Annotated in this window: 24 protein-coding genes; 13 read left to right on the top strand and 11 right to left on the bottom strand. The window is 71.2% G+C overall.

Going from position 1 to position 20,024, the window contains the following annotated elements:
- Positions 1-286 precede the first annotated feature (286 nt).
- The 3 genes from OG361_RS26810 to OG361_RS26800 are packed head-to-tail and all read left to right on the top strand — an operon-like array spanning position 287 to position 2,993.
- Positions 287-1,249, top strand: coding sequence for an ABC transporter substrate-binding protein (locus OG361_RS26810; protein WP_405857497.1), 963 nt, complete (start codon positions 287-289; stop codon positions 1,247-1,249).
- Positions 1,250-1,278: 29 nt separating this feature from the next.
- Entirely contained in the window at positions 1,279-2,229 is a 951-nt protein-coding gene (locus OG361_RS26805; protein ID WP_405857496.1) for an amino acid ABC transporter permease, read from the top strand.
- A complete protein-coding gene (locus OG361_RS26800) occupies positions 2,226-2,993 on the top strand; it encodes an amino acid ABC transporter ATP-binding protein (RefSeq protein ID WP_323182600.1) in 768 nt (255 codons plus the stop codon). The genes OG361_RS26805 and OG361_RS26800 overlap by 4 nt, the downstream gene beginning before the upstream one ends.
- A 64-nt stretch (positions 2,994-3,057) precedes the next feature.
- Here the strand turns inward: OG361_RS26800 and OG361_RS26795 are convergent, their stop codons facing one another.
- On the bottom strand, positions 3,058-3,807 hold the full coding sequence (locus OG361_RS26795; protein WP_405857493.1) for a class I SAM-dependent methyltransferase: 750 nt from the start codon (positions 3,805-3,807) through the stop codon (positions 3,058-3,060).
- Positions 3,808-3,901: 94 nt separating this feature from the next.
- Between OG361_RS26795 and OG361_RS26790 the strand changes: the two genes are divergently transcribed.
- Complete coding sequence (locus OG361_RS26790; RefSeq protein WP_405857491.1) at positions 3,902-4,531, top strand: CGNR zinc finger domain-containing protein; 630 nt, start codon at positions 3,902-3,904, stop codon at positions 4,529-4,531.
- Here the strand turns inward: OG361_RS26790 and sodX are convergent.
- Positions 4,435-4,869: a nickel-type superoxide dismutase maturation protease gene (gene sodX, locus OG361_RS26785; RefSeq protein WP_405857489.1), complete on the bottom strand. Its 435-nt coding sequence runs from the start codon at positions 4,867-4,869 to the stop codon at positions 4,435-4,437. The two genes, OG361_RS26790 and sodX, sit on opposite strands and share 97 nt — an antisense overlap.
- Before the next feature lie 173 nt (positions 4,870-5,042).
- On the opposite strand from sodX, the gene sodN reads away from it, so the two are divergent.
- On the top strand, positions 5,043-5,438 hold the full coding sequence (gene sodN / locus OG361_RS26780; protein WP_015036129.1) for a superoxide dismutase, Ni: 396 nt from the start codon (positions 5,043-5,045) through the stop codon (positions 5,436-5,438).
- A gap of 62 nt (positions 5,439-5,500) precedes the next feature.
- On the opposite strand, the gene OG361_RS26775 is transcribed toward sodN, so the two are convergent.
- Both OG361_RS26775 and OG361_RS26770 read right to left on the bottom strand, forming a co-directional pair.
- Positions 5,501-6,082, bottom strand: a complete 582-nt coding sequence (locus OG361_RS26775; RefSeq protein ID WP_405857487.1) for a GNAT family N-acetyltransferase — start codon at positions 6,080-6,082, stop codon at positions 5,501-5,503.
- Complete coding sequence (locus OG361_RS26770; protein ID WP_384575179.1) at positions 6,079-7,047, bottom strand: LysR family transcriptional regulator; 969 nt, start codon at positions 7,045-7,047, stop codon at positions 6,079-6,081. The genes OG361_RS26775 and OG361_RS26770 overlap by 4 nt, the downstream gene beginning before the upstream one ends.
- A 186-nt stretch (positions 7,048-7,233) precedes the next feature.
- On the opposite strand from OG361_RS26770, the gene snpA reads away from it, so the two are divergent.
- Entirely contained in the window at positions 7,234-7,872 is a 639-nt protein-coding gene (snpA, locus tag OG361_RS26765; RefSeq protein ID WP_384575182.1) for a snapalysin, read from the top strand.
- A 130-nt stretch (positions 7,873-8,002) separates the two neighbouring features.
- Here snpA and OG361_RS26760 read toward each other — a convergent pair whose 3' ends face one another.
- The 3 genes from OG361_RS26760 to OG361_RS26750 are packed head-to-tail and all read right to left on the bottom strand — an operon-like array spanning position 8,003 to position 9,328.
- Positions 8,003-8,422 (bottom strand): DUF6304 family protein, encoded by a 420-nt coding sequence (locus OG361_RS26760; RefSeq protein ID WP_405857484.1) that lies wholly within the window; start codon positions 8,420-8,422, stop codon positions 8,003-8,005.
- A 42-nt stretch (positions 8,423-8,464) separates the two neighbouring features.
- Positions 8,465-8,704, bottom strand: coding sequence for a hypothetical protein (locus tag OG361_RS26755; RefSeq protein ID WP_405857483.1), 240 nt, complete (start codon positions 8,702-8,704; stop codon positions 8,465-8,467).
- A 42-nt stretch (positions 8,705-8,746) separates the two neighbouring features.
- On the bottom strand, positions 8,747-9,328 hold the full coding sequence (locus OG361_RS26750; protein ID WP_384575235.1) for a dihydrofolate reductase family protein: 582 nt from the start codon (positions 9,326-9,328) through the stop codon (positions 8,747-8,749).
- A 179-nt stretch (positions 9,329-9,507) separates the two neighbouring features.
- On the opposite strand from OG361_RS26750, the gene OG361_RS26745 reads away from it, so the two are divergent.
- The gene (locus tag OG361_RS26745; RefSeq protein ID WP_405857481.1) at positions 9,508-10,083 is read left to right on the top strand and encodes a TetR/AcrR family transcriptional regulator; all 576 of its coding nucleotides are present in this window, start codon (positions 9,508-9,510) and stop codon (positions 10,081-10,083) included.
- 15 nt (positions 10,084-10,098) lie between these two features.
- Here OG361_RS26745 and OG361_RS26740 read toward each other — a convergent pair whose 3' ends face one another.
- Together OG361_RS26740 and OG361_RS26735 are read right to left on the bottom strand one after the other, a co-directional pair.
- Positions 10,099-11,142 carry a family 2 encapsulin nanocompartment cargo protein polyprenyl transferase gene (locus OG361_RS26740; protein ID WP_405857479.1) on the bottom strand — a complete coding sequence of 348 codons (1,044 nt, stop codon included), beginning with the start codon at positions 11,140-11,142 and terminating at the stop codon, positions 10,099-10,101.
- A gap of 133 nt (positions 11,143-11,275) precedes the next feature.
- Positions 11,276-12,688 carry a family 2B encapsulin nanocompartment shell protein gene (locus OG361_RS26735; protein WP_405857478.1) on the bottom strand — a complete coding sequence of 471 codons (1,413 nt, stop codon included), beginning with the start codon at positions 12,686-12,688 and terminating at the stop codon, positions 11,276-11,278.
- A gap of 254 nt (positions 12,689-12,942) precedes the next feature.
- Between OG361_RS26735 and OG361_RS26730 the strand changes: the two genes are divergently transcribed.
- Together OG361_RS26730 and OG361_RS26725 are read left to right on the top strand one after the other, a co-directional pair.
- Positions 12,943-13,533 carry an N-acetylmuramoyl-L-alanine amidase gene (locus OG361_RS26730; protein ID WP_405857476.1) on the top strand — a complete coding sequence of 197 codons (591 nt, stop codon included), beginning with the start codon at positions 12,943-12,945 and terminating at the stop codon, positions 13,531-13,533.
- Positions 13,534-13,654: 121 nt separating this feature from the next.
- The gene (locus tag OG361_RS26725; protein ID WP_405857474.1) at positions 13,655-14,554 is read left to right on the top strand and encodes a 1-aminocyclopropane-1-carboxylate deaminase/D-cysteine desulfhydrase; all 900 of its coding nucleotides are present in this window, start codon (positions 13,655-13,657) and stop codon (positions 14,552-14,554) included.
- Positions 14,555-14,630: 76 nt separating this feature from the next.
- Here OG361_RS26725 and OG361_RS26720 read toward each other — a convergent pair whose 3' ends face one another.
- The gene (locus OG361_RS26720; protein ID WP_405857472.1) at positions 14,631-16,229 is read right to left on the bottom strand and encodes a Na+/H+ antiporter; all 1,599 of its coding nucleotides are present in this window, start codon (positions 16,227-16,229) and stop codon (positions 14,631-14,633) included.
- A 39-nt stretch (positions 16,230-16,268) separates the two neighbouring features.
- On the opposite strand from OG361_RS26720, the gene OG361_RS26715 reads away from it, so the two are divergent.
- The 3 genes from OG361_RS26715 (at position 16,269) to OG361_RS26705 (ending at position 18,319) form a co-directional block, all read left to right on the top strand.
- Positions 16,269-16,529: a UBP-type zinc finger domain-containing protein gene (locus OG361_RS26715; RefSeq protein WP_405857471.1), complete on the top strand. Its 261-nt coding sequence runs from the start codon at positions 16,269-16,271 to the stop codon at positions 16,527-16,529.
- A 300-nt stretch (positions 16,530-16,829) separates the two neighbouring features.
- On the top strand, positions 16,830-17,243 hold the full coding sequence (locus OG361_RS26710; RefSeq protein ID WP_024761155.1) for an anti-sigma regulatory factor: 414 nt from the start codon (positions 16,830-16,832) through the stop codon (positions 17,241-17,243).
- Positions 17,240-18,319 carry an RNA polymerase sigma factor SigF gene (locus tag OG361_RS26705; RefSeq protein ID WP_405857468.1) on the top strand — a complete coding sequence of 360 codons (1,080 nt, stop codon included), beginning with the start codon at positions 17,240-17,242 and terminating at the stop codon, positions 18,317-18,319. The genes OG361_RS26710 and OG361_RS26705 overlap by 4 nt, the downstream gene beginning before the upstream one ends.
- Before the next feature lie 11 nt (positions 18,320-18,330).
- On the opposite strand, the gene OG361_RS26700 is transcribed toward OG361_RS26705, so the two are convergent.
- Positions 18,331-18,753, bottom strand: coding sequence for a hypothetical protein (locus OG361_RS26700; RefSeq protein ID WP_405857467.1), 423 nt, complete (start codon positions 18,751-18,753; stop codon positions 18,331-18,333).
- A gap of 123 nt (positions 18,754-18,876) precedes the next feature.
- Here OG361_RS26700 and OG361_RS26695 point away from each other — a divergent pair, with 123 nt between their 5' ends.
- The gene (locus OG361_RS26695; protein ID WP_405857465.1) at positions 18,877-19,845 is read left to right on the top strand and encodes a diacylglycerol/lipid kinase family protein; all 969 of its coding nucleotides are present in this window, start codon (positions 18,877-18,879) and stop codon (positions 19,843-19,845) included.
- Positions 19,846-20,024 lie beyond the last annotated feature (179 nt).

Here is a 20,024-nt window from a genome sequence, read left to right as displayed (position 1 = left end):
TCCCGATAGATGGGTACTGCACCCGAATGGCGGTCTTCGGCTCGCCCGAATGGTGAGATAAACCGGAGATTCTCCGGTGGTGGGGAAGGGATCCCGGAGAAGATCCGGCCTTGATGTACCGGCCTGTCGGGATTCGGCGGTCACCCGTTACCCGATTTTGACATCCGTGGCCGTCGGTTTGAGGCAGTCCGAATGGCAAGATGCCGTAATCACACGAGGTCACGACACTCGAAGACGCGTCCGTGACCCAGCTGGCAAATCCCTCACACGCCGGAGGAACCCGATCATGACCCGCTCCACGCGCTGTACGACCGCCAAGACCCGCACTTCCCGTCTTGCCGCGGTCGCCGCCATCGCGGTCGTCGGCTCCGTGCTGCTGACCGCCTGTGGCGACCAGACCGAGGGCGGCTCCGCGACCCCGACGAGCGGCGGCTCCGCGGCCACCAACGCCGCCCCGCTCTTCTCGAAGCTCCCGGCCGACATCCAGAAGGCCGGTGTCATCCAGGTCGGCACCGACGCCTCGTACGCTCCGATGGAGTTCACCGAGGGCGGCAAGATCGTCGGCGTCGACCCCGACATCGCCGCGGCCCTGAGCAAGCAGCTCGGCGTCGAGTTCAAGTTCACCTCGGGCACCTTCGACGGTCTGATCACCTCGATCTACACCGGTCGCCAGGACCTGATCATGTCCTCGATGACGGACAACAAGAAGCGCCAGGAGGGCCTGGACGACAACGGGAAGAAGATCGGCAAGGGCATCGACTTCGTCGACTACTTCAGCTCCGGCGTCTCCCTCCTGGTCAAGAAGGGCAACCCGCAGGGCATCAACACCCTCGACGACCTCTGCGGCAAGACCGTGGCCGTCCAGCGCGGCACGATCTACGAGGACACCTTCAAGGCCCAGGCCACGAAGTGCGGCGCCAACAAGCTGACGATCCAGGCCTTCGACACCGACGCCGAGGCCCAGACCCGCGTCAAGGCCGGCGGCGCCGTGGCCGACCTCAACGACTACCCGGTGGCCGCGTACATCGCGAAGACCTCGGGCGGCGGCAACGACTTCGAGGTCGTCGGCAGCCAGAGCGACGTCGGCCTCTTCGGCATCGGTGTCTCGAAGGAGAACACCCAGCTGCGCGACGCCGTCAAGGAGGCCCTCGACGCGATCATCAAGGACGGCACCTACGCCGATGCGCTGAAGAAGTGGAACGTCGAGGACAGCGCCGTGAAGTCGGCCACCGTCAACGCCGGTAAGTGACCTCCCCGCTCCACTGAAGGGCAGTCGTCGTGACTGACAAGATCAGCAAGGACCCGGCCGCCGCTCCGGCCGGGTCCGGCGCCTCGGGCTCCCCGTACGAGGCGATCAAGGCCATCCCCGTGCGGCACTACGGGCGCTGGGTCAGCGCCGTCGTGGTCGTCGCACTGCTCGGCTGGCTCGTCTACGCCTTCTCCCAGGGCAACATCATCTGGGACACGGTGTGGGACAAGGTGTTCGACCCGTCGGTCATCAGCGGCATGTGGAACACGATCATCATCAGCGTCGCCTCGATGGCCCTCGGCCTCGTCCTCGGCGTCGTCTTCGCCGTGATGCGACTGTCCAATAACCCGGTGACGGGCGCGGTCGCCTGGCTGTACATCTGGTTCTTCCGCGGTACCCCGGTCTACGTCCAGCTGCTGGTGTGGTTCAACCTGTCGCTGATCTTCCAGTACATCGACCTCGGGCCGATCTACAAGAACGAGACCGTGGACGTCATGACGCCGTTCATGGTGGCGCTGCTCGGCCTCGGCCTCAACGAGGGCGCCTACATGGCGGAGATCGTCCGCGCGGGCATCCAGTCGGTCGACGAGGGTCAGACCGAGGCGGCGCACGCGCTGGGCATGTCCCAGACGAAGACGATGGGCCGCATCGTGCTCCCGCAGGCGATGCGGGTGATCGTGCCGCCGACGGGCAACGAGTTCATCAACATGCTGAAGACCTCGTCGCTGGTCTCGGCCGTGCAGTACAGCGAGCTGCTGCGGGCCTCGTCGAACATCGGCAGCACGGCCGGTGCCGTGATGGAGATGCTCTTCGTCGCCTCGATCTGGTACCTGGCCCTGACCAGCGTGTTCAGCGTCGGCCAGTACTACCTGGAGCGCCGCTTCGCCCGCGGTTCGACCCGCAACCTGCCGCCCACCCCGCTGCAGCGGGTCAAGGCGAACCTGCTCACGTTCAAGCGCTCTCCGGAGGGGTCACGATGACCGGCCAGCCCATGGTCAAGGCCGAAGGCGTCCACAAGTCCTACGGCGCGGCCCACATCCTCCGGGGCATCGACCTGGAGGTTCAGAACGGCGAGGTCTTCTGCCTCGTCGGCCCGTCCGGCTCCGGCAAGTCGACCTTCCTCCGGTGCATCAACCACCTGGAGCGGGTCGACGGCGGCCGGCTCTCGGTCGACGGCCAGCTGGTCGGCTACCGGGAGAAGAACGGCAAGCTCTACGAGCTGAAGGACAGCGAGGTCGCGACCCAGCGCCGGGACATCGGCATGGTCTTCCAGCGCTTCAACCTCTTCCCGCACATGACGGCCCTGGGCAATGTCATGGAGGCGCCGATCCAGGTGAAGGGCGAGTCCAAGGCCGTGGCCCGCGAGCGGGCCGAGCGGCTGCTGGACCGGGTCGGCCTGGCCGACAAGGCCGGGAACTACCCCACCCAGCTCTCCGGCGGCCAGCAGCAGCGCGTCGCCATCGCCCGAGCGCTGGCGATGGAGCCGAAGCTGATGCTCTTCGACGAGCCGACCTCGGCGCTCGACCCGGAGCTCGTGGGTGACGTCCTCGACGTCATGCGGGACCTCGCCGAGTCGGGCATGACGATGATCGTCGTCACGCACGAGATGGGCTTCGCCCGTGAGGTCGGCGACTCGCTGGTCTTCATGGACGGCGGCGTGGTGGTCGAGTCGGGCAACCCGCGGGACGTCCTGGGCAACCCGCAGCACGACCGGACGAAGGCGTTCCTGTCCAAGGTGCTGTAACGCGTACGGATACGGGGAAGGGGCGGTACGGGGTGACCCGTACCGCCCCTTCCCGCGTTCGGGGCTACTTCACGGCGAGGAGCAGGGTGTCGGAGGGCGAGGCCCAGACGGGCCGGGCCTCGCCGAAGCCGGCGGCGCGGAGGGTGTCGGCGTGCCAGCGCGCGGAGGGCATGTCGCCGTCGGCGTGCTCCCCGTAGATCTCGAAGCGCCGGGCGGTGGGCTCGGCGAGGACCGGGTCCTCGGCGGCCTCGGCCCACCACTCGGCCCAGTCCAGGGCGCCGGAGGCCTTGGCGCGGTCCATGACGGCGTGGCGGTGGGCGCGCTCGGCGGCGTTGATGCGGGGCGTGGCCTCGTCGATCATGTGGTCGGCGTTCATGAAGACGCCGCCGTCCCGGACGAGGCCGGCGACCTGCCCGTAGAGGGCGGTCAGGGGCTCGCTGTGGAGCCAGTGGAGCGCGGTGGCGGTGAGGACGGCGTCGTACGAGTCGTGGGGCAGCCGCGCGGCCCACGCGGGGTCCTTGAGGTCGGCGCTGACGAAGGTGACGCGCTCGTCGCCGGCGAAGTACCCCTCGGCGATGGCGAGGAGGGCGGGGTCGAGGTCGACGCCGGTGCTGGTCGCCTCCGGGAACCTCTGGAGGAGCCGATCCGTGATACTTCCCGTACCGCACGCGAGGTCGAGCACGCGGGGCTTCGGCCCCACGATCGCCTCGACCATGTCGAGCATCACGCGGAACCGCTCCTCGCGGTCCGGCATGTACCACTCCTGCTGACGGTCCCAGCTCTGCTGCCAGGCCGCCCAGTCGGTTCCGGTCATCGCCGTACCCTCCCCTCTTCGTAATACCCTCGAAGGGGAAACAGGCGTTACCCCTTCCGACCGAGACCCTAGCCCGCCGGAGTAAGGACTACAAGTGGAACTGGCCTATTACTCGGATTACGCCGTGCGTCTGGTCAACACCGAGGAGCCGGCTCGCAACAAGGACGCCCTGACCTCCGTCGAGGTGATCCGCGACCTCTTCGGACCGGCCACCCAGATGGCCCGGCGGGCGACCGACTCCGACGTGACCCGCTTCCGCTCGGTCCGCGCCCGCCTGCGGGCGGTCTTCACCGCGGCCGACGAGGGCGACCACACGGGGGCCGTGGACCTGCTGAACTCGCTGCTCCTGGAGTTCCCGGTCAGCCCGCAGATCTCCGGGCACGACACCCTCGACGAGGAGGGCCGCCCCCGCTGGCACATGCACCTCGCCGACCACCCTTCGAACGCGACCGCGGGCTACGCGGCCATCGCGGCGATGGGCCTCGCCTTCCACCTCACGGAGTTCGGCGCGGACCGGCTCGGCCTGTGCCAGGCGCCGCCCTGCCGCAACGCCTACCTCGACACCTCCACCAACCGCTCCCGCCGGTACTGCTCGGACCGCTGCGCGACCCGCGCCAACGTGGCCGCCTACCGGGCCCGCAAGCGCCTGGAGGCCGACCGGTCCGACCACACGGGCCTGACCGCCGAGACCAGCCAGGAGAGCACCACCCCGGCCGAACGCTGACGCCCCGGCGTCACCGGCCGGTACCGCGCCCGCACCCGCCCGAGAACCAGCTCGGGCGGTACGGCCCCGAAGACCCGGCTGTCCCCCTCGGCATCCGGGTTGTCACCCAGCACCCACCAGCCGCCGTCGCGTCGCTCGATCAGCCGCTTCACGATGAGCAGATCCTGCTGGAGCGGATGCCGCAGCACGGCCACGACACCCGGCCGCAACCGTCCGCCGTAGTGCACGAGCAACTGATCGCCGTGAAGCAGCGTGGGCACCATCGACACCCCCGTCACCTCGGCGATCCCGAACGGCGCCCCGGCCCCTTCCACCCGCTCCGGCCCCGATTCCCTCATCCGCACTCCCGGCCCACTAGCCGATCCTCCCGCCGACTCGCCTCGTCCACTCGTACACGAGTCCCATGGTGACCCTGGACTTTTGACCTAAGCCCCAGGGGGCGCCCGCGAAAACGCCCTTCTCACCGAGTAATGTCCCACCTGAGAAGACGATCACGAGGAAGGACGGCTCAATGCTCTCCCGCCTGTTTGCCCCCAAGGTGAAGGTCAGCGCCCACTGCGACCTCCCGTGCGGCGTGTACGACCCGGCCCAGGCCCGCATCGAGGCCGAGTCGGTCAAGGCTGTCCAGGAGAAGTACCTGGCGAACGAGGACGCGCACTTCCGTGCCCGCGCCACGGTCATCAAGGAGCAGCGCGCGGAGCTCGCGAAGCACCACGTCTCCGTGCTCTGGAGCGACTACTTCAAGGCCCCGCACTTCGAGAAGTACCCCGAGCTCAACCAGCTGGTCAACGACACCCTGAAGGCCCTCTCGGCCGCCAAGGCGTCGACCGACCCGAAGACGGGCGAGAAGGCGCTGGAGCTCATCGCCGAGATCGACCGCATTTTCTGGGAGACCAAGAAGGCCTGACCTTCCCCTCCTGCGCGAAGGGGCCCGGCTGCCTGGCAGTCGGGCCCCTTCGTGTCTCCGCGTCAGCCCCGCAGGTGTTCCGTCACCGGAAAGGGCGAGGGCGTCGTAGCCGACCTCGCCGGCGTCGGCGAGGATTTGAGGCTTGAGGCTTGGGATCCCTGGATCGGTTCCACCGGGAGGCTGAAGCGGCGCTTCTCCTTGGAGGTGGCGCCGAGGCGGTCGTAGAAGCGGATCGCGCCCTCGTTCCACGCCGGGGTCTGCCACTGGGTCTCCGCCAGCCCCAGGGCGCGCGCCTCCTCCCGGACGGCCTCGACCAGGCGGGGGCCGAGGCCGTGGCCGCGGGCCGTGGAGGTGAGGTAGAGGCAGTCCATGTTGAGGTACTCGGCGCCGTCCCAGGTGGAGAGTTCGGGCGCGCAGGTGGCATAGCCCGCGAGGCTGCCGTCCGGGAGCTCGGCGACGAGGCAGCGGAGGCGGGACCCGGCGCCGAAGAGGAGGCGGGAGAGGCGGGTCGCCAGGTCCGGCGCCGGGGGCGCGGCCTTCTCGTAGGCGGCGTGCTCGGCGACGAGTTCGACGACCCGCCCCAGGTCCTCGGGGCGGGCGTGCCGCACGACGGCCGTCCCGCCGCCACCGTCAGGATCGCTCATACGGTCATCATGCACGGTCCCACCGACAGCCCGGCCTCCGCGCCCTGGCGGCACAGCCACTCGCGGTACGGGACGGCCCGCAGGGCGGCCTCGCGGTAGGCGGCGGCCAGTTCCGCGTACAGCGTGTCCAGGGCCGCCCCGGGGCGCGCGTACAGCAGGAGCCGGACCGCCAGCGGATCGCCGCGCAGGGGCCGGATCGCCATGTCCTCGCGCGGGACCGAGGTCGGCTGGCAGGGGGCGACGGCCTCGCCGAGGACGATGAGGGAGGCGGCCGTGTGGTAGTCGCCGTGGAGCAGCGGCGGGTCGATGCCGGCGGCGCTCAGGACCCGTCGGAGGCCGTCCCATTCGCCGTCCACGGTCGGGTCGACCATCCAGTGGTCGCGGGCGAGGTCGGCGAGGTCGACCACCGGCCGGGCGGCGGCGGGGTGGTCGCGGGCCATGGAGACGAACTGCGGTTCGCGGGCGACCAGGACCCGCCGCTGCAGGCCCTCGGGGACCCGTAACGGGCAGCCCTCGACCTCGTGGACGAAGGCCACGTCGAGCTGGCCGTCGGCGACGGTGCGCAGCAGCGCGTTGGCGGAGACGTCCACCCGGAGGCCGACGTCGGTGCCGGGCAGCCGCTGGCGGAGCCGGCGCAGCCAGCCGGGGAGCGCCCGGCTGGCGGTGGAGCCGACGCGGAGTCCGGGGCCGTCGGCGCGGGCGACCGCGGCCCGGGTCTCGGTGACCAGTGCGGCCATGTCCGCGACCAGGGGGCGGGCGCGGCTGAGCACGGAGCGGCCGAGCGGGGTGGGCAGGCAGCCGGTGCGGCCGCGGGAGAAGAGCTCGGCGCCCAGGGAGTTCTCGATCCGGCGCAGCTGGGTGGTCAACGAGGGCTGGCTCATGCCCAGTTGCCGCGCCGCCTTGTGCAGGCTGCCCGCGTCCGCGATGGCGCAGAGCGCGCGCAGATGTCTCACCTCCAGCTCCATGCCCCGAGGGTAGGGCGGCGGCCTGCGTCGCACCAGACAGCCGGATGGCGTCAAATACCTTGGTTTGCAAGGCAGTTACATGCCCGCGGCGAGGGTGATGCGAGCGGGCTATCGGTGGTTGACATCATCCCCACCCGCCCCGGCTTCCCCGAGACTCGCTCCGACCCCCTACAGGAGGAGCCCCCCATGCGTCACCCCAAGGTCCTCAACTCCGTGCTGACCGCCGCCCTCGGCCTCGGTCTCGCCGCCTCCCTCGGCACGGCCCCGGCCGCGGCCGTGGACGCCGGCGCCGCCACCGTGGCGTACGCCGGGTCGGCCGAGGAGGCCAGGGCGAACCAGGCCTTCTTCGACGCCGTCGTGAAGTCGGTGGCGAAGAAGCGGGCCGCCAACCCGGGCGCGGTCGCCGTCACCGTCGTCTACAGCGCGTCCAACGCGCCGACCTTCCGCACCCAGATCGCCCGCTCCACCCAGATATGGAACAGCTCGGTGGTGAACGTCCGGCTCGTCGAGGGCAGCAACCCGGACTTCCGGTACTACGAGGGCAACGACTCGCGCGGCTCGTACGCGAGCACCGACGGTCACGGCAGCGGCTACATCTTCCTCGACTACCGGCAGAACCAGCAGTACAACTCCACCCGGGTGACCGCCCACGAGACCGGCCACGTCCTCGGCCTGCCGGACCACTACAGCGGCCCGTGCAGCGAGCTGATGTCGGGCGGCGGCCCCGGCACGTCCTGCCAGAACGCCCAGCCGAACGCCCAGGAGCGCTCCCGCGTCGACCAGTTGTGGCGGTACGGGCTCGCCTCCGCCTTCAAGACCTCCTGACCGTCCGGCCACCTGACCGTCCGGCCCCGGGGGATCTCCCCGCACGAAGAAGACGGCGGCGCCCCGCGAGGGGCGCCGCCGTCCGGCGTTCGGGTTCGGGGTCCGGGACCGGGTCCGGGACGCGGGGGTGTCAGGCCGCCTGGAGAAGACGGCGGCCGAAGTCCGCACCGGGCGGAAGCTGGCGCCGGACCCGTTCGAGCGCCCCGTCGAAGTCACCCCCGGCGACGCACGACTCGAAGGCGGCGCCACCGTAGTGGAGCGTCAGGCTGAGGTCCGAGCGCTCACCGAGCGTCAGCAGGCAGCTCAGGGTGGCCGGCTGGGAGACGCCGTCCATGACGACGGGGAGCGGCAGGTCCCACTCCAGCACGCAGCCTCCGAGGGCCTGCCCGCCCTCCTCGGCAGCGCTGAGCGCGGCGAAGGTCGCGCCCGTGTACTCGACCCCCCTGATCCGGGTGGCGACCCGCCGCCCGTCGGCCGTGATGACGATCGCTTCCGCGCCGCTGCGGTCCCGGTACCAGCCGGTCCAGACTTCCGTCGACTCCGATGACATGCGCGGACTGTAGCGGTATGACCGGCTCCGGCGCTCGTCCGGTCACCCAGTGGTCGGACTTCTCCCGATCTCACCGTTCTTGCCGGTCACCTGCGTGCTGGCGGCTTCCGCACCCTCGTGCAGTCGGCACTCCGGATTGCCGCAGGGCTGTACGTGCCACTCCGGCACCCAGGCCCCGAGGACCTTGTGCCGGGTGGCCACGGTGGCGCGCGGTCGGCCGCAGGCCGGGCAAGTGAACTCGACCCGGGGGTCCCGCGTCGTGCGAGGCTCCTCTTCACCCATGCTTCCAGGGTAGGTCGCCCCGCACGGACCCGCTTCCCGCCGCTACCGCTTCCGCGTGTACGTACGGACGAGCACGCCGTTGTCGAAGGTGTGCACCTCGCCCAGCGTGAAGTCGCGGGGCTCGAAGCCGGCGCCGAACATCGGCATGCCGGAGCCGTAGACCTGCGGGTACGTCTTGATGACCAGCTCGTCGATCTCCTCGATGAGCTCGCCCGCGATGGTGGAGCCGCCGCAGAGCCAGATGCCCAGGGGGCTGTCCTCGGCCTTGAGCTCACGGACCCGGCCGACGAGGTCGTCGGCGATCAGCTCGACGTTGGGGTCGGGCGACTCGGCCAGCGAGCGGGTGGCGACGAACTCGCGCAGGTGGTTGTACGGGCTGGTGACGCCGATGTCCAGCGCGAGCTGGTACGACCGCATCCCCTGGATGACGGTGTCGAAACGCTTGTTGTCGCCGTCGATCCCGACCGTCTCCCGACCCTGCGTCGGGATCGTCTCCGGGTAGCGGGCACCCATGAACTGCAGGAGCGGCGCGTCCACGAACTTGTACATGGACGCGGCATCGCCCTCGGGGTCACCGATGAAGCCGTCGATGGTGCAGGCGATGTAGTAGGTGAGCTTGCGCAAACCGGTCCTCTTCGTCTTCGGGAAGTGGGCTGCAGTCGCAACCACGACGGATATAGTGCTTCACCTGTAGTGGTTACGCAAGCCCTATTTTCGAAGAGTTCGAAGAGTCGGAAGAGTTCGAAGAGCTTGGAGAGCTTGGAGAGCTCGAAGAAGGACGCTCAGCACGGAAGGGGCCCGACGTGGCCAGAAACCCGGAACGCCGTACGACGCTGCTCGACGCCGCGATCGAGGTCCTGGCCGACGAAGGTGCCCGCGGGCTGACCTTCCGGGCCGTCGACGCCGGGGCGGGGGTCCCCACGGGCACGTCGTCCAACTACTTCAACGACCGGGACCAGCTGCTCTCCGAGGTCGCCGAGCGGATCTTCGTCCGGCTGACCCCCGAGCCCGGCGCCATCGACGCCGCGCTGCTGCCGGAGCCCAGCCGCGCCCTCGTCGTCGAGCTGATGCGCTGGGTCGCCCGGCGCATGACCACCGAGCGCACCTGCTACCTGGGCCTCTTCGAGCTGCGCCTGGAGGCCGCGCGCCGCCCGGAGCTGCGGAACCGATTCACCGAGGTGCTCCGCGCCGACCTCGCCATGAACATCCGGCTGCACGTCGACTCGGGGATGCCCGGCGACGCGGACACGGTCCGGGTGCTCTACCTCGCCCTCACCGGGCTGCTGCTCGACCACTTCACCGTCCCCGGCCTCCACGCCGAACGGGACCTGGACGACCTGGTCGAGACCGTGGTCAACCGGATCGTCCCCGAGGCGTGACCACGGCCCCGGGCGTCAGCGCGTACGCCGGGTGACGAACTCCGCGAGGGCGAGCAGGTCCCCCGCCGCCGCCAGATCCGGAACCGCCTGCGCCAGGTACTCGACGGCGCGGCCCATGCTCTCGGCCGCCTGGGCCTGCGCCCAGTCCCGGCCGCCGGCCCGCTCGACCGCGTCCGCCGCCGCCCGTACCGCCTCCGCGTCGAGGGTCGGACGGGAGTACAGCTCGGCGAGCTCGTCCCCCGCCGGGGTCCCCGAGGCGAGCGCCGCCACCACCGGCAGCGACTTCTTGTGGGCGACGAGGTCCGCGCCGGCCGGCTTGCCCGTCCGGTCCGGGTCGCCCCAGATCCCGATGAGGTCGTCGATCAGCTGGAAGGCGAGTCCGGCCTCCCGGCCGAAGGAGTCCATCGCCGCGACCTCCTCCTCGCCCGCGCCCGCGTAGAGCGCGCCGATGGCGCAGGAGGCGCCGAGCAGGGCCCCGGTCTTGGCGGTGGCCATGGCCAGGCACTCGTCGAGCGTGACGTCACGCGGGGCGCGCTGCTCGAAGGCGCAGTCCGCCTGCTGCCCGGCGCAGAGCTCGATGACGCAGGCGGCGAGGCGCGCGGAGGCGGCCGCCGACGCGGGGTGCGGGTCCTCGGCGAGCAGCCGCAGGGCGAGGGCGCTCATCGCGTCGCCGGCGATCAGCGCGTCCGGGATCCCGAAGACGGTCCAGGCGGTGGGCCGGTGCCGCCGGGTCGGGTCCTCGTCGACGATGTCGTCGTGGAGCAGGGTGAAGTTGTGGGCGAGCTCGACCGCCGCGGCGGCCTTCACGGCCTGGGCCGACTCGGCTCCGAGGGCGCGGGCCGCCGCGAGGACCAGGGCCGGGCGGATCGCCTTGCCCGCCTGTCCCGCGGCCGGGGTGCCGTCGGCGTGCTCCCAGCCGAAGTGGTACATCGCCACACGCCGTATGGAGCCCGGCAGGGACTCGACGGTCGAGCGGAGTTGGGGATTGACAGCGGTCCGCGTCTGGTCCAGGAGCATCACGGCCCCCTGACCGTCGGTGACGGTATCCGCGCTGGTCATGGTCACGGTCACTTCCTTCATGTCCTTCGCGGCGATGCGCGGAGATACCGCGCTGCGATGCTGCGCGGCGCCGGCGCCGGGGAACGCCCGGGGGCGGGAGGGTTCGAACCCCGCCCCCGGGGCGTTCGGCGGCTCAACGCCAGCGGCTGACCTCGACGTTCTCCAGGACGCCGAGCGCGTCCGGGACGAGGATGGCCGCCGAGTAGTAGGCCGTGACCAGGTAGGAGATGATCGCCTGCTCGTCGATGCCCATGAAGCGGACGGAGAGGCTGGGCTCGATCTCGTCGGGGAGGCCGGTCTGGTGGAGGCCGATCACGCCCTGGTCGGCCTCGCCGGTACGCATGCAGATGATCGAGGTCGTCCGGGCGTCCGAGACCGGGATCTTGTTGCACGGGAAGATCGGCACACCGCGCCAGGTCGGGATGCGGTTGCCGTTGACCTCGATGGTCTCGGGCACGAGGCCCCGCTTGTTGAGCTCGCGCCCGAAGGCGGCGATGGCGCGCGGGTGGGCGAGGAAGAGCTTCGAGCCCCGGCGGCGGGAGAGCAGCTCGTCCATGTCGTCGGGGCTGGGGGCGCCGTCGTGGGGCTGGATCCGCTGCCCGTAGTCGCAGTTGGAGAGGAGACCGAACTCCTTGTTGTTGATGAGCTCGTGCTCCTGGCGCTCGCGGAGCGCCTCGACCGTGAGCCTCAACTGCTGCTCGGTCTGGTTCATCGGCTGGTTGTAGAGGTCGGCGACGCGGCTGTGCACCTTCAGCACGGTCTGGGCGACGCTGAGCTCGTACTCGCGGGGCGAGGCGTCGTAGTCGACGTAGGTGTGCGGGACGATCGCCTCGCCGACATGGCCGGCGGAGAGGTCGATCGCGGCCTCGCCGTAGTTGTTGGTGCGCTGATCGGGCAGTGCGGCCACACCCGCGAGGTGGGCGGCGAGCGAGCCGGCCCGGTCCGCGAGGTTCCGTACGTCGTCCCGGGTGAGCTCCAGGACCGTGCAGGCGGTGGCGGCGCGGGCGGTCCACTCCCAGACGGCGTCGTCTCGGACCAGCGCGGACTCGCCGAGGTAGGCGCCGTCGGCGAGGACACCGAGGACGGCCTCGTCTCCGTACGGCCCCTCGCCGATCTGCTCGATGCGGCCGTGCGCGAGGAGGTACACGCGGTCGGTGGCCGCGCCCACGGGCGCGATGATCTCGCCCGCCGCGTACTCCCGCTGCGTGCAGCGGGAGGCGAGCTCGGTCAGGGCGTCCTCGTCCTCGTATCCGCGCAGGGCGGGGAGCTCGCCGAGCTCGGCGGGGATGACCGCGACACGCTGACCCGTCTGGACGAAGGTGACACGGCCGTCACCCACGGAGTAGCTGAGCCTGCGGTTCACGCGGTACGTACCGCCCTGCACCTGCACCCACGGCATCATGCGCAGCAGCCACCGGGAGGTGATCTCCTGCATCTGCGGGGCGGACTTGGTGGTCGTGGCGAGGTTCCGCGCTGCGGCGGTACCGAGACTCTGCTGCGGTGCCTGATCCACGCGGACCTCGTCGCCAACCGAACCAACGGACATGGAACTCCCTCTCGTATGCCTGAGTTTCGAGGGAAGCCTTTCAGCACGGAGTGTGTCCGCGCCATTACACATTCGGGTGGGACTGTTCGACGATCTTCGGGGCATGTCACGCGATTTCCCCCCGAACAGAGGAGCACCACCGGCCCCACGCCACAGTGTCCGGATCGGCTCGCACACGGCCCGAACGGATGGCAGTCGAGTGGCGGACTCCGGTACTCCGGAAGCTCACCCGTTCCCCCGGAAGGGAGTCGGTCATGGCCTCACCCATGTCCGCGAGCAGGTTCCTCGACGCGCTGCGCGACGAGGGCCTCGCGGTCGTCCAGGTCGGCGACTGGTCCACCCACAACCGCAACCACAAGGGCCCCTGGGGCCCGGTGCACGGCGTGATGATCCACCACACCGTGACCCGGGGCACCGCGAGCACCGTCCGGATCTGCCGGGACGGCTACGAGGCCCTCCCGGGGCCGCTCTGCCACGGCGTGATCGCCAAGGACGGGACCGTCCACCTCGTCGGCTACGGCCGCGCCAACCACGCGGGGCTCGGCGACGACGAGGTGCTCAGGGCGGTCATCGCCGAGAAGCGCCTGCCGCCGGACGACGAGGCCACGACGGACGGCAACCGGCACTTCTACGGCTTCGAGTGCGAGAACCTCGGGGACGGCAAGGACCCGTGGCCGAAGGTCCAGCTGGACGCCATCGCGAAGGCGGCGGCGGCCGTGTGCCGGGTGCACGGCTGGACGCAGCGCTCGGTCATCGGGCACCGGGAGTGGCAGCCGGGGAAGGTGGACCCGCGCGGCTTCACGATGGCCTCGATGCGGGAGCGCGTCGCCGACGTGCTGCGCTGAACCGAACCGGCCCGCGCGACCGCCGAGCGACCGGCGCCCGCACGGCCGCCGCGCACCGCCCCGCGCGACGGCCGAGCGACCGGCCCGCGCGGTCGGCCCGCGCGGTCGGGACAATGGCCGGGTGAACGCGTTCGACCTCTCCCGCCTGCGGCCCCGGCTCCCCTCACCCCTGGAGCCGGTGGAGGACGAGCGCTTCACCCGGCGCGGTCTCACGCTGCTGCTCAAGCGCGAGGACCTCATCCATCCCGACCTGCCGGGCAACAAGTGGCGCAAGCTCGCGCTCAACCTGCGCGCGGCGGACGGCCGGCCCGTGCTCACCTTCGGCGGCGCGTACTCGAACCACCTCCGCGCGACGGCCGCCGCCGGCCGGCTCCTCGGCTTCCCCACGACGGGGATCGTCCGCGGCGACGAGCTCGCCGGCCGCCCGCTCAACCCGTCCCTCGCGCGCTGCGCGGCGGACGGGATGCGGCTGGAGTTCGTGGACCGCGCCACGTACCGCGCGAAGAACGACCCCGGCACGCTGGCCGCGCTGCTGGCAGGGGCCCCCGCCGACACGTACGTCGTCCCGGAGGGCGGCAGCAACACGCTCGCCGTGCACGGGTGCGTGGAGCTGGGCCGCGAGCTCGCCGGGGCGGCGGACGTGGTCGCCGTCGCCTGCGGCACGGGCGGCACCCTCGCGGGCCTCGCGGCCGGCCTCTCCCCCGGGCAGCGCGCAGTGGGCGTCCCGGTCCTCAAGGGCGGCTTCCTGGGCGCGGAGGTCCGTTCCCTCCAGGAGGCGGCGTTCGGCGGCCCGCGCGGCGTCTGGGCCCTCGACGAGCGCTTCCACGGCGGCGGTTACGCCCGTACGAGCCCGGTTCTGGAGGCGTTCGCACAGGACTTCGAGGCGCGGCACGGACTCGCCATCGAGCGGCTGTATGTCGCCAAAATGCTGCACGGGCTCGTGACCCTCGCGGAGGAGGGCGCGTTCCCGGCGGGTACCCGGATCGCGGCGGTGGTGACGGGCGCGCCGGACCCGCTCTAGTCCTCCGCCCCCGGTCCGCCGCCCCCGGTCCGCGGCCTCAGCCCGCCGCCCCGATCCGCCGCCCCGGACCACCGCCTCAGTCCGCAATCTCCTCGCGGTACGCGGCGGCCTCCTCCAGGTCGAGCCGGCGGAGCAGCGTACGCATCATCTCGTCGTCGATCCGGCGCGCGTCGCGCAGCCGCACGAAGACCTCGCGTTCGGCGTCGATCATCTCGCGGGAGAGCCGCCGGTAGGTGTCGTCCGCCGTCTCCCCGGTGGCCTCGTTGACCGCCCCGAGCCGCTCCCACACGGAGTTCCGGCGCCGTTCCAGGACCGTTCGCAGCCGGTCGGCGAGGGGCTGCGGCAGGGCGTTGCGCTCGTCGGCGAGGAGCTCGTCGAGGCGTTCCTCGGCGGCCCGGGAGGCCTCGCTCTGGGCCTGCGCCTCGGCGAGCGTCTCGGCGTACCGGTCGCGTCCGGGAAGCTTCAGGAACCGGATGAGCGGGGGCAGGGTGAGGCCCTGCACCACCAGCGTGCCGATGACGGTGGTGAAGGTGAGGAAGAGGACGAGGTTGCGGGCCGGGAACTCCACCCCGTCCGTGACGACGGGGATGGAGAAGGCGATCGCGAGGGAGACCACTCCGCGCATGCCGGCCCAGCCGACGACGAGCGGAGCCTTCCAGTCCACCCCCGGCTCTCGCTCGCGCACGCGCGCGGAGAGCCATCGGGGCAGGAAGGTCGCCGGGTAGACCCAGACGAAGCGGACGACGACGACGGCCACGAAGACGCCGACCGCGTACCGGACCGCTTCTCCGATGCCGTACTGGCCGAGGCCCTGGACGACGTACGGCAGCTGGAGGCCGATGAGGGCGAAGACGGCGGATTCCAGGACGAAGGCGACCATCTTCCAGACGGCCTCCTCCTGGAGCCGGGTCGCGAAGTCGACCTGCCAGGCGCGGTGGCCGAGGAAGAGGCCGACCACGACGACGGCGAGGACTCCGGAGGCGCCGACCTCCTCGGCGGCCGCGTAGGCGACGAAGGGGATGAGGAGGGAGAGGGTGTTCTGGAGGAGGGAGTCGCCGAGGCCGCGGCGGAGCCAGTGGATGGGGACCATGAGGACCAGGCCGACGCCGATCCCGCCGATGGACGCGAGCGCGAACTCCCCGATGCCGCCGGCCCAGCTGATGCCCTCGCCGACCGCCGCCGCGAGGGCGACCTTGAAGGCGGTGATGGCGGTGGCGTCGTTCACCAGGGACTCGCCCTGGAGGATCGTGGTGATCCGGTTGGGCAGACCGAGCTTGCGGGCGATGGCGGTGGCGGCGACCGCGTCCGGCGGGGCGATCACCGCGCCGAGCACGAGCGCGGCGGTGAGCGGCAGGTCGGGGACGAGGACGTACGCGAGCCAGCCCACCGCCACCGTGGCGAAGAGGACGTAGCCGACGGAGAGCAGGGCGACGGGCCGGATGTTGGCCCGCAGGTCGAGGTAGGAGGACTCGACCGCCGCCGTGTAGAGGAGCGGGGGCAGGATCAGCGGCAGCACGATGTGCGGGTCGAGCGTGTAGTCGGGCACTCCGGGGACGTACGAGGCGGCGAGGCCGGCCGCGACCAGGAGCAGCGGGGCCGGCACCGGGGTCCTGCGGGCGATCCCCGCGATCGCGGCGCTCGCCGCCACCAGTGCCACCAGCTGCAGTGCGTCCATGCCCGTCCCCGTCTCCTGCCGCAACGTAACCTGGCCATCATGAGCGAGTGCCTCCACGTTGCCGAAATGCCGCGCCCCGAACCGGCGCCGCTGGCCGACACCTGCCCCGAGTGCCTGGCGGACGGGACGCACCCGGTGCAGCTGCGGCTCTGCCTGAGCTGCGGGCACGTCGGCTGCTGCGACTCCTCGTCGGGGCGGCACGCGACGGGGCACTTCTCCTCCACCGGGCACCCGGTGATGCGGACCTTCGAACCGGGCGAGGCCTGGCGCTGGTGCTTCGTGGACGGTGCGATCGTCTGACCGCCGTCCGACAGGCGGTTCGTCCGGCCGTCCTTCCGACGGTTCGACCGCCTCGCGGTTGGGTACGTCATCCCTCCGCCGGTCGCTCGGTTCCGGCCCCGCAAAACCCCTGTCCACCGTCCGCACCCGTGGGCCTACCATGGGTGACGAGCTGTGAACGGGGGACCGCGGGGCTTGCGGCGACACGGCGGGACGGATCGCGATAGCGTCACGGCGGACTGCGCAGCCCCCTGCGTACCGCCCGGTTCGGGGCCTCTCCCCCCGGACCCCGAATGAGCTTGTGCCACCTTGGAGGTGAGGGTGTCCCAGATCACAGGCGAGCCCGGGACCCAGGACTTCGTGGAAGTCCGGCTGCCCGCTGCGGGTGCCTATCTGTCCGTGCTGCGTACGGCCACGGCCGGCCTCGCGGCGCGCTTGGACTTCACCCTCGACGAGATCGAGGACTTGCGGATCGCGGTCGACGAGGCCTGCGCCATCCTGCTCCAGCAGGCCGTGCCGGGATCCGTCCTCAGCTGTGTCTTCCGGCTGGTCGACGACTCGCTGGACGTGACGGTCTCCGCCCCGACGACCGACGGCCGGGCGCCGGAGCGGGACACCTTCGCCTGGACGGTGCTGTCGGCACTGGCCGGGAAGGTGGAGTCGTCGGTGGCCGATGACCGTACGGTCTCGATCAGCCTGTACAAACAGCGCGGCGCGGGGCCAGGCCCGGCGTGAGGAGCGGGGACGCGACGGCCGGCATCCCTGAGCAGCAGGCGCGGCCGCATGAGGTCGCTACGGAGCAGGCGGACCAGATGAGCGAGCACGAGCAGCACCACGTGGTTCCCGAGACACCCGGCGTCTCGGCGGACCCCGAGACCTCCAGGGCTTCCGAGGGCTCCTCCGTGGGCTCCTCCGAGGCTTCCGGCACGCGGAGCGCCGAAGAGGCCGGCCCGGAGCAGGAGGCGGCCGAGGTGGCCGGGGCTGCGGCGGAGACGGAGAAGGCCGACGCGGCCGAAGAGGCCGGCGAGGCCCCGGAGGCCCCCGTCGTCCCGGCTCCGAACGACCGGAGCGGCGCCCGCGCCCTCTTCGTCGAGCTGCGCGAGCTGCCGGAGGGCTCCCTCGAGAAGGCGGAGCTGCGCAACCGGCTGGTCCGGATGCACCTGCCGCTGGTGGAGCACCTGGCCCGGCGCTTCCGCAACCGCGGCGAGCCGCTGGACGACCTGACGCAGGTGGCGACGATCGGCCTGATCAAGTCGGTGGACCGGTTCGACCCGGAGCGCGGGGTCGAGTTCTCGACATACGCGACCCCGACGGTCGTCGGCGAGATCAAGCGCCACTTCCGCGACAAGGGGTGGGCGGTCCGCGTGCCCCGCCGCCTCCAGGAGCTGCGGCTCTCGCTGACCACGGCGACGGCGGAGCTCTCCCAGCAGCACGGCCGCTCCCCGACGGTGCACGAGCTGGCCGAGCGGCTCGGGATCTCGGAGGAGGAGGTCCTGGAGGGCCTGGAGTCGGCGAACGCCTACTCGACGCTCTCCCTGGACGTCCCCGACACGGACGACGAGTCGCCGGCCGTGGCGGACACGCTGGGCGCGGAGGACGAGGCCCTGGAGGGTGTCGAGTACCGCGAGTCACTCAAGCCACTCCTGGAGGACCTGCCGCCCCGGGAGAAGCGGATCCTGCTGCTGCGCTTCTTCGGGAACATGACGCAGTCGCAGATCGCGCAGGAGGTCGGCATCTCGCAGATGCACGTATCTCGGCTGCTGGCTCGGACCCTGGCGTCGCTTCGGGAGAAACTTTTGGTGGAGGAGTAGGGCCGAAGGCTCTACAAAGGGTCCTGACCGGGGCGCCGGATGCCGAGCGCCTCGGTCGTGGCCGGGTTCACCAGGAGGACGAGCCCGGTGACGGCGAGGACGCCGAGGACGATGCCGGCCGGGATCATCGCGCTGTCCGCCTGGAGCATCTGCCAGGCGACCGGCAGCGCCAGGATCTGCGTGATGACGGCCGGCCCGCGGCTCCAGGCACGGCGCAGCCAGAGGCCTCGGGCGGCGGCGAGCGGGATCAGGCCGAGTGCGACAAGCGTCACGGCGCCGGTCAGGGCTCCGGTGAGGTCGCCGGCCTCGCCCGTGAGCGAGTTCACCAGCATGTACACGCCACCGGCGACGAGCCCGAGGGCCTCGATTCCGGCCACGGCCGCGGCGGCGGCGAGGCGGGTGGGGCGGGGGGTCTGCTCCGTACTGCTGCTCATAGAGGGCAGGGTAACCGGCCGCCCCGAAGACCCGGCCCGGAAGTCCCGCCCTGTGGTCCGGCGGGTGTCCGGCGGGTGGGCATGGGCTGGGATCGGTACCGCCGGGTAGGTACCCTGGCGCTCATGCGCGCACTTCTCGTGGTCAATCCGGCAGCCACCACCACCAGTGCCCGCACCCGTGACGTGCTCATCCACGCGCTGGCGAGCGAGATGAAGCTGGAGGCGGTCACCACCGAGTACCGCGGGCACGCGCGCGACCTGGGACGGCGGGCCGCCGACTCGGGCAACATCGACCTCGTCGTGGCCCTCGGCGGCGACGGCACGGTCAACGAGGTCGTCAACGGTCTGCTGCACGGCGGGCCCGATCCGGACCGGCTGCCGGGCCTCGCGGTCGTCCCCGGCGGCTCGACCAACGTCTTCGCCCGCGCGCTCGGACTGCCGAACGACGCCGTGGAGGCGACCGGCGCCCTGCTCGACGCGTTGCGTGAGCGGCGGGCACGCACAGTGAGCCTGGGGCTCGCGGCCGGGACGCCGGGCACCGAGGACGAGGCGGTGCCCTCGCGCTGGTTCACCTTCTGCGCCGGCCTCGGATTCGACGCGAGCGTCATCGGCCGAGTCGAACAGCAGAGGGAGCGCGGGAAGAGATCCACACACGCCCTTTATCTGCGCCAGGTGTTCCGCCAGTTCCTGGAGGAACCGAACCGGCGGCACGGCACGATCACCCTGGAGCGCCCCGGCGCGGAGCCGGTCGAGGACCTGGTCCTCTCCATAATCTGCAACACCTCCCCCTGGACCTACCTGGGCAATCGTCCGGTGTACGCGTCCCCGGAGGCGTCCTTCGAGACCGCTCTCGACGTGCTCGGACTGAGCCGTCTCTCGACCCCGGCGGTGGCCCGGTACGCCACTCAGCTGCTCACTTCCACGCCGGAACGGGGTCCGCGGGGCAAGCACGCCATATCCCTGCACGACCTGACCGACTTCACCTTGCATTCCAAGGTCCCGCTCCCCCTCCAGATGGACGGAGACCACCTCGGACTGCGTACGAGCGTGACGTTCACAGGCGTACGCCGTGCACTGCGTGTGATTGTGTGAGTGGAAGGGCCCAAAGTCCTTTCACTCGAACGTTTAGGCTGGCATCCATCCCTTAGAAGTACGGCTGTGACCTAGCAGACACCGAGGAATCAAAAAAAACTTTCCGGAAGGGGTTGTATCCGTTGCCGAGGTTTGCGAGTCTCTTCTTGGCGATCGGGACGGCCCGCAAGACCGGCCTC

Source organism: Streptomyces sp. NBC_00090, from assembly GCF_045160815.1.
GTDB lineage: Bacteria > Actinomycetota > Actinomycetes > Streptomycetales > Streptomycetaceae > Streptomyces.
The sequence above is the reverse complement of the archived record's forward strand: the minus strand, read 5'-3'. Positions and strand labels throughout refer to the sequence as shown.

Excerpts from the sequence above, each read along its gene's own strand:
- OG361_RS26810 (WP_405857497.1), top strand. The coding sequence starts at position 287 with ATGACCCGCTCCACGCGCTGTACGACCGCCAAGACCCGCACTTCCCGT.
- OG361_RS26800 (WP_323182600.1), top strand. The coding sequence starts at position 2,226 with ATGACCGGCCAGCCCATGGTCAAGGCCGAAGGCGTCCACAAGTCCTAC.
- OG361_RS26795 (WP_405857493.1), bottom strand. The coding sequence starts at position 3,807 with ATGACCGGAACCGACTGGGCGGCCTGGCAGCAGAGCTGGGACCGTCAG.
- sodX (WP_405857489.1), bottom strand. The coding sequence starts at position 4,869 with ATGAGGGAATCGGGGCCGGAGCGGGTGGAAGGGGCCGGGGCGCCGTTC.
- sodN (WP_015036129.1), top strand. The coding sequence starts at position 5,043 with ATGCTCTCCCGCCTGTTTGCCCCCAAGGTGAAGGTCAGCGCCCACTGC.
- OG361_RS26775 (WP_405857487.1), bottom strand. The coding sequence starts at position 6,082 with ATGAGCGATCCTGACGGTGGCGGCGGGACGGCCGTCGTGCGGCACGCC.
- OG361_RS26770 (WP_384575179.1), bottom strand. The coding sequence starts at position 7,047 with ATGGAGCTGGAGGTGAGACATCTGCGCGCGCTCTGCGCCATCGCGGAC.
- snpA (WP_384575182.1), top strand. The coding sequence starts at position 7,234 with ATGCGTCACCCCAAGGTCCTCAACTCCGTGCTGACCGCCGCCCTCGGC.
- OG361_RS26760 (WP_405857484.1), bottom strand. The coding sequence starts at position 8,422 with ATGTCATCGGAGTCGACGGAAGTCTGGACCGGCTGGTACCGGGACCGC.
- OG361_RS26755 (WP_405857483.1), bottom strand. The coding sequence starts at position 8,704 with ATGGGTGAAGAGGAGCCTCGCACGACGCGGGACCCCCGGGTCGAGTTC.
- OG361_RS26740 (WP_405857479.1), bottom strand. The coding sequence starts at position 11,142 with ATGACCAGCGCGGATACCGTCACCGACGGTCAGGGGGCCGTGATGCTC.
- OG361_RS26735 (WP_405857478.1), bottom strand. The coding sequence starts at position 12,688 with ATGTCCGTTGGTTCGGTTGGCGACGAGGTCCGCGTGGATCAGGCACCG.
- OG361_RS26730 (WP_405857476.1), top strand. The coding sequence starts at position 12,943 with ATGGCCTCACCCATGTCCGCGAGCAGGTTCCTCGACGCGCTGCGCGAC.
- OG361_RS26720 (WP_405857472.1), bottom strand. The coding sequence starts at position 16,229 with ATGGACGCACTGCAGCTGGTGGCACTGGTGGCGGCGAGCGCCGCGATC.
- OG361_RS26715 (WP_405857471.1), top strand. The coding sequence starts at position 16,269 with ATGAGCGAGTGCCTCCACGTTGCCGAAATGCCGCGCCCCGAACCGGCG.
- OG361_RS26700 (WP_405857467.1), bottom strand. The coding sequence starts at position 18,753 with ATGAGCAGCAGTACGGAGCAGACCCCCCGCCCCACCCGCCTCGCCGCC.
- OG361_RS26695 (WP_405857465.1), top strand. The coding sequence starts at position 18,877 with ATGCGCGCACTTCTCGTGGTCAATCCGGCAGCCACCACCACCAGTGCC.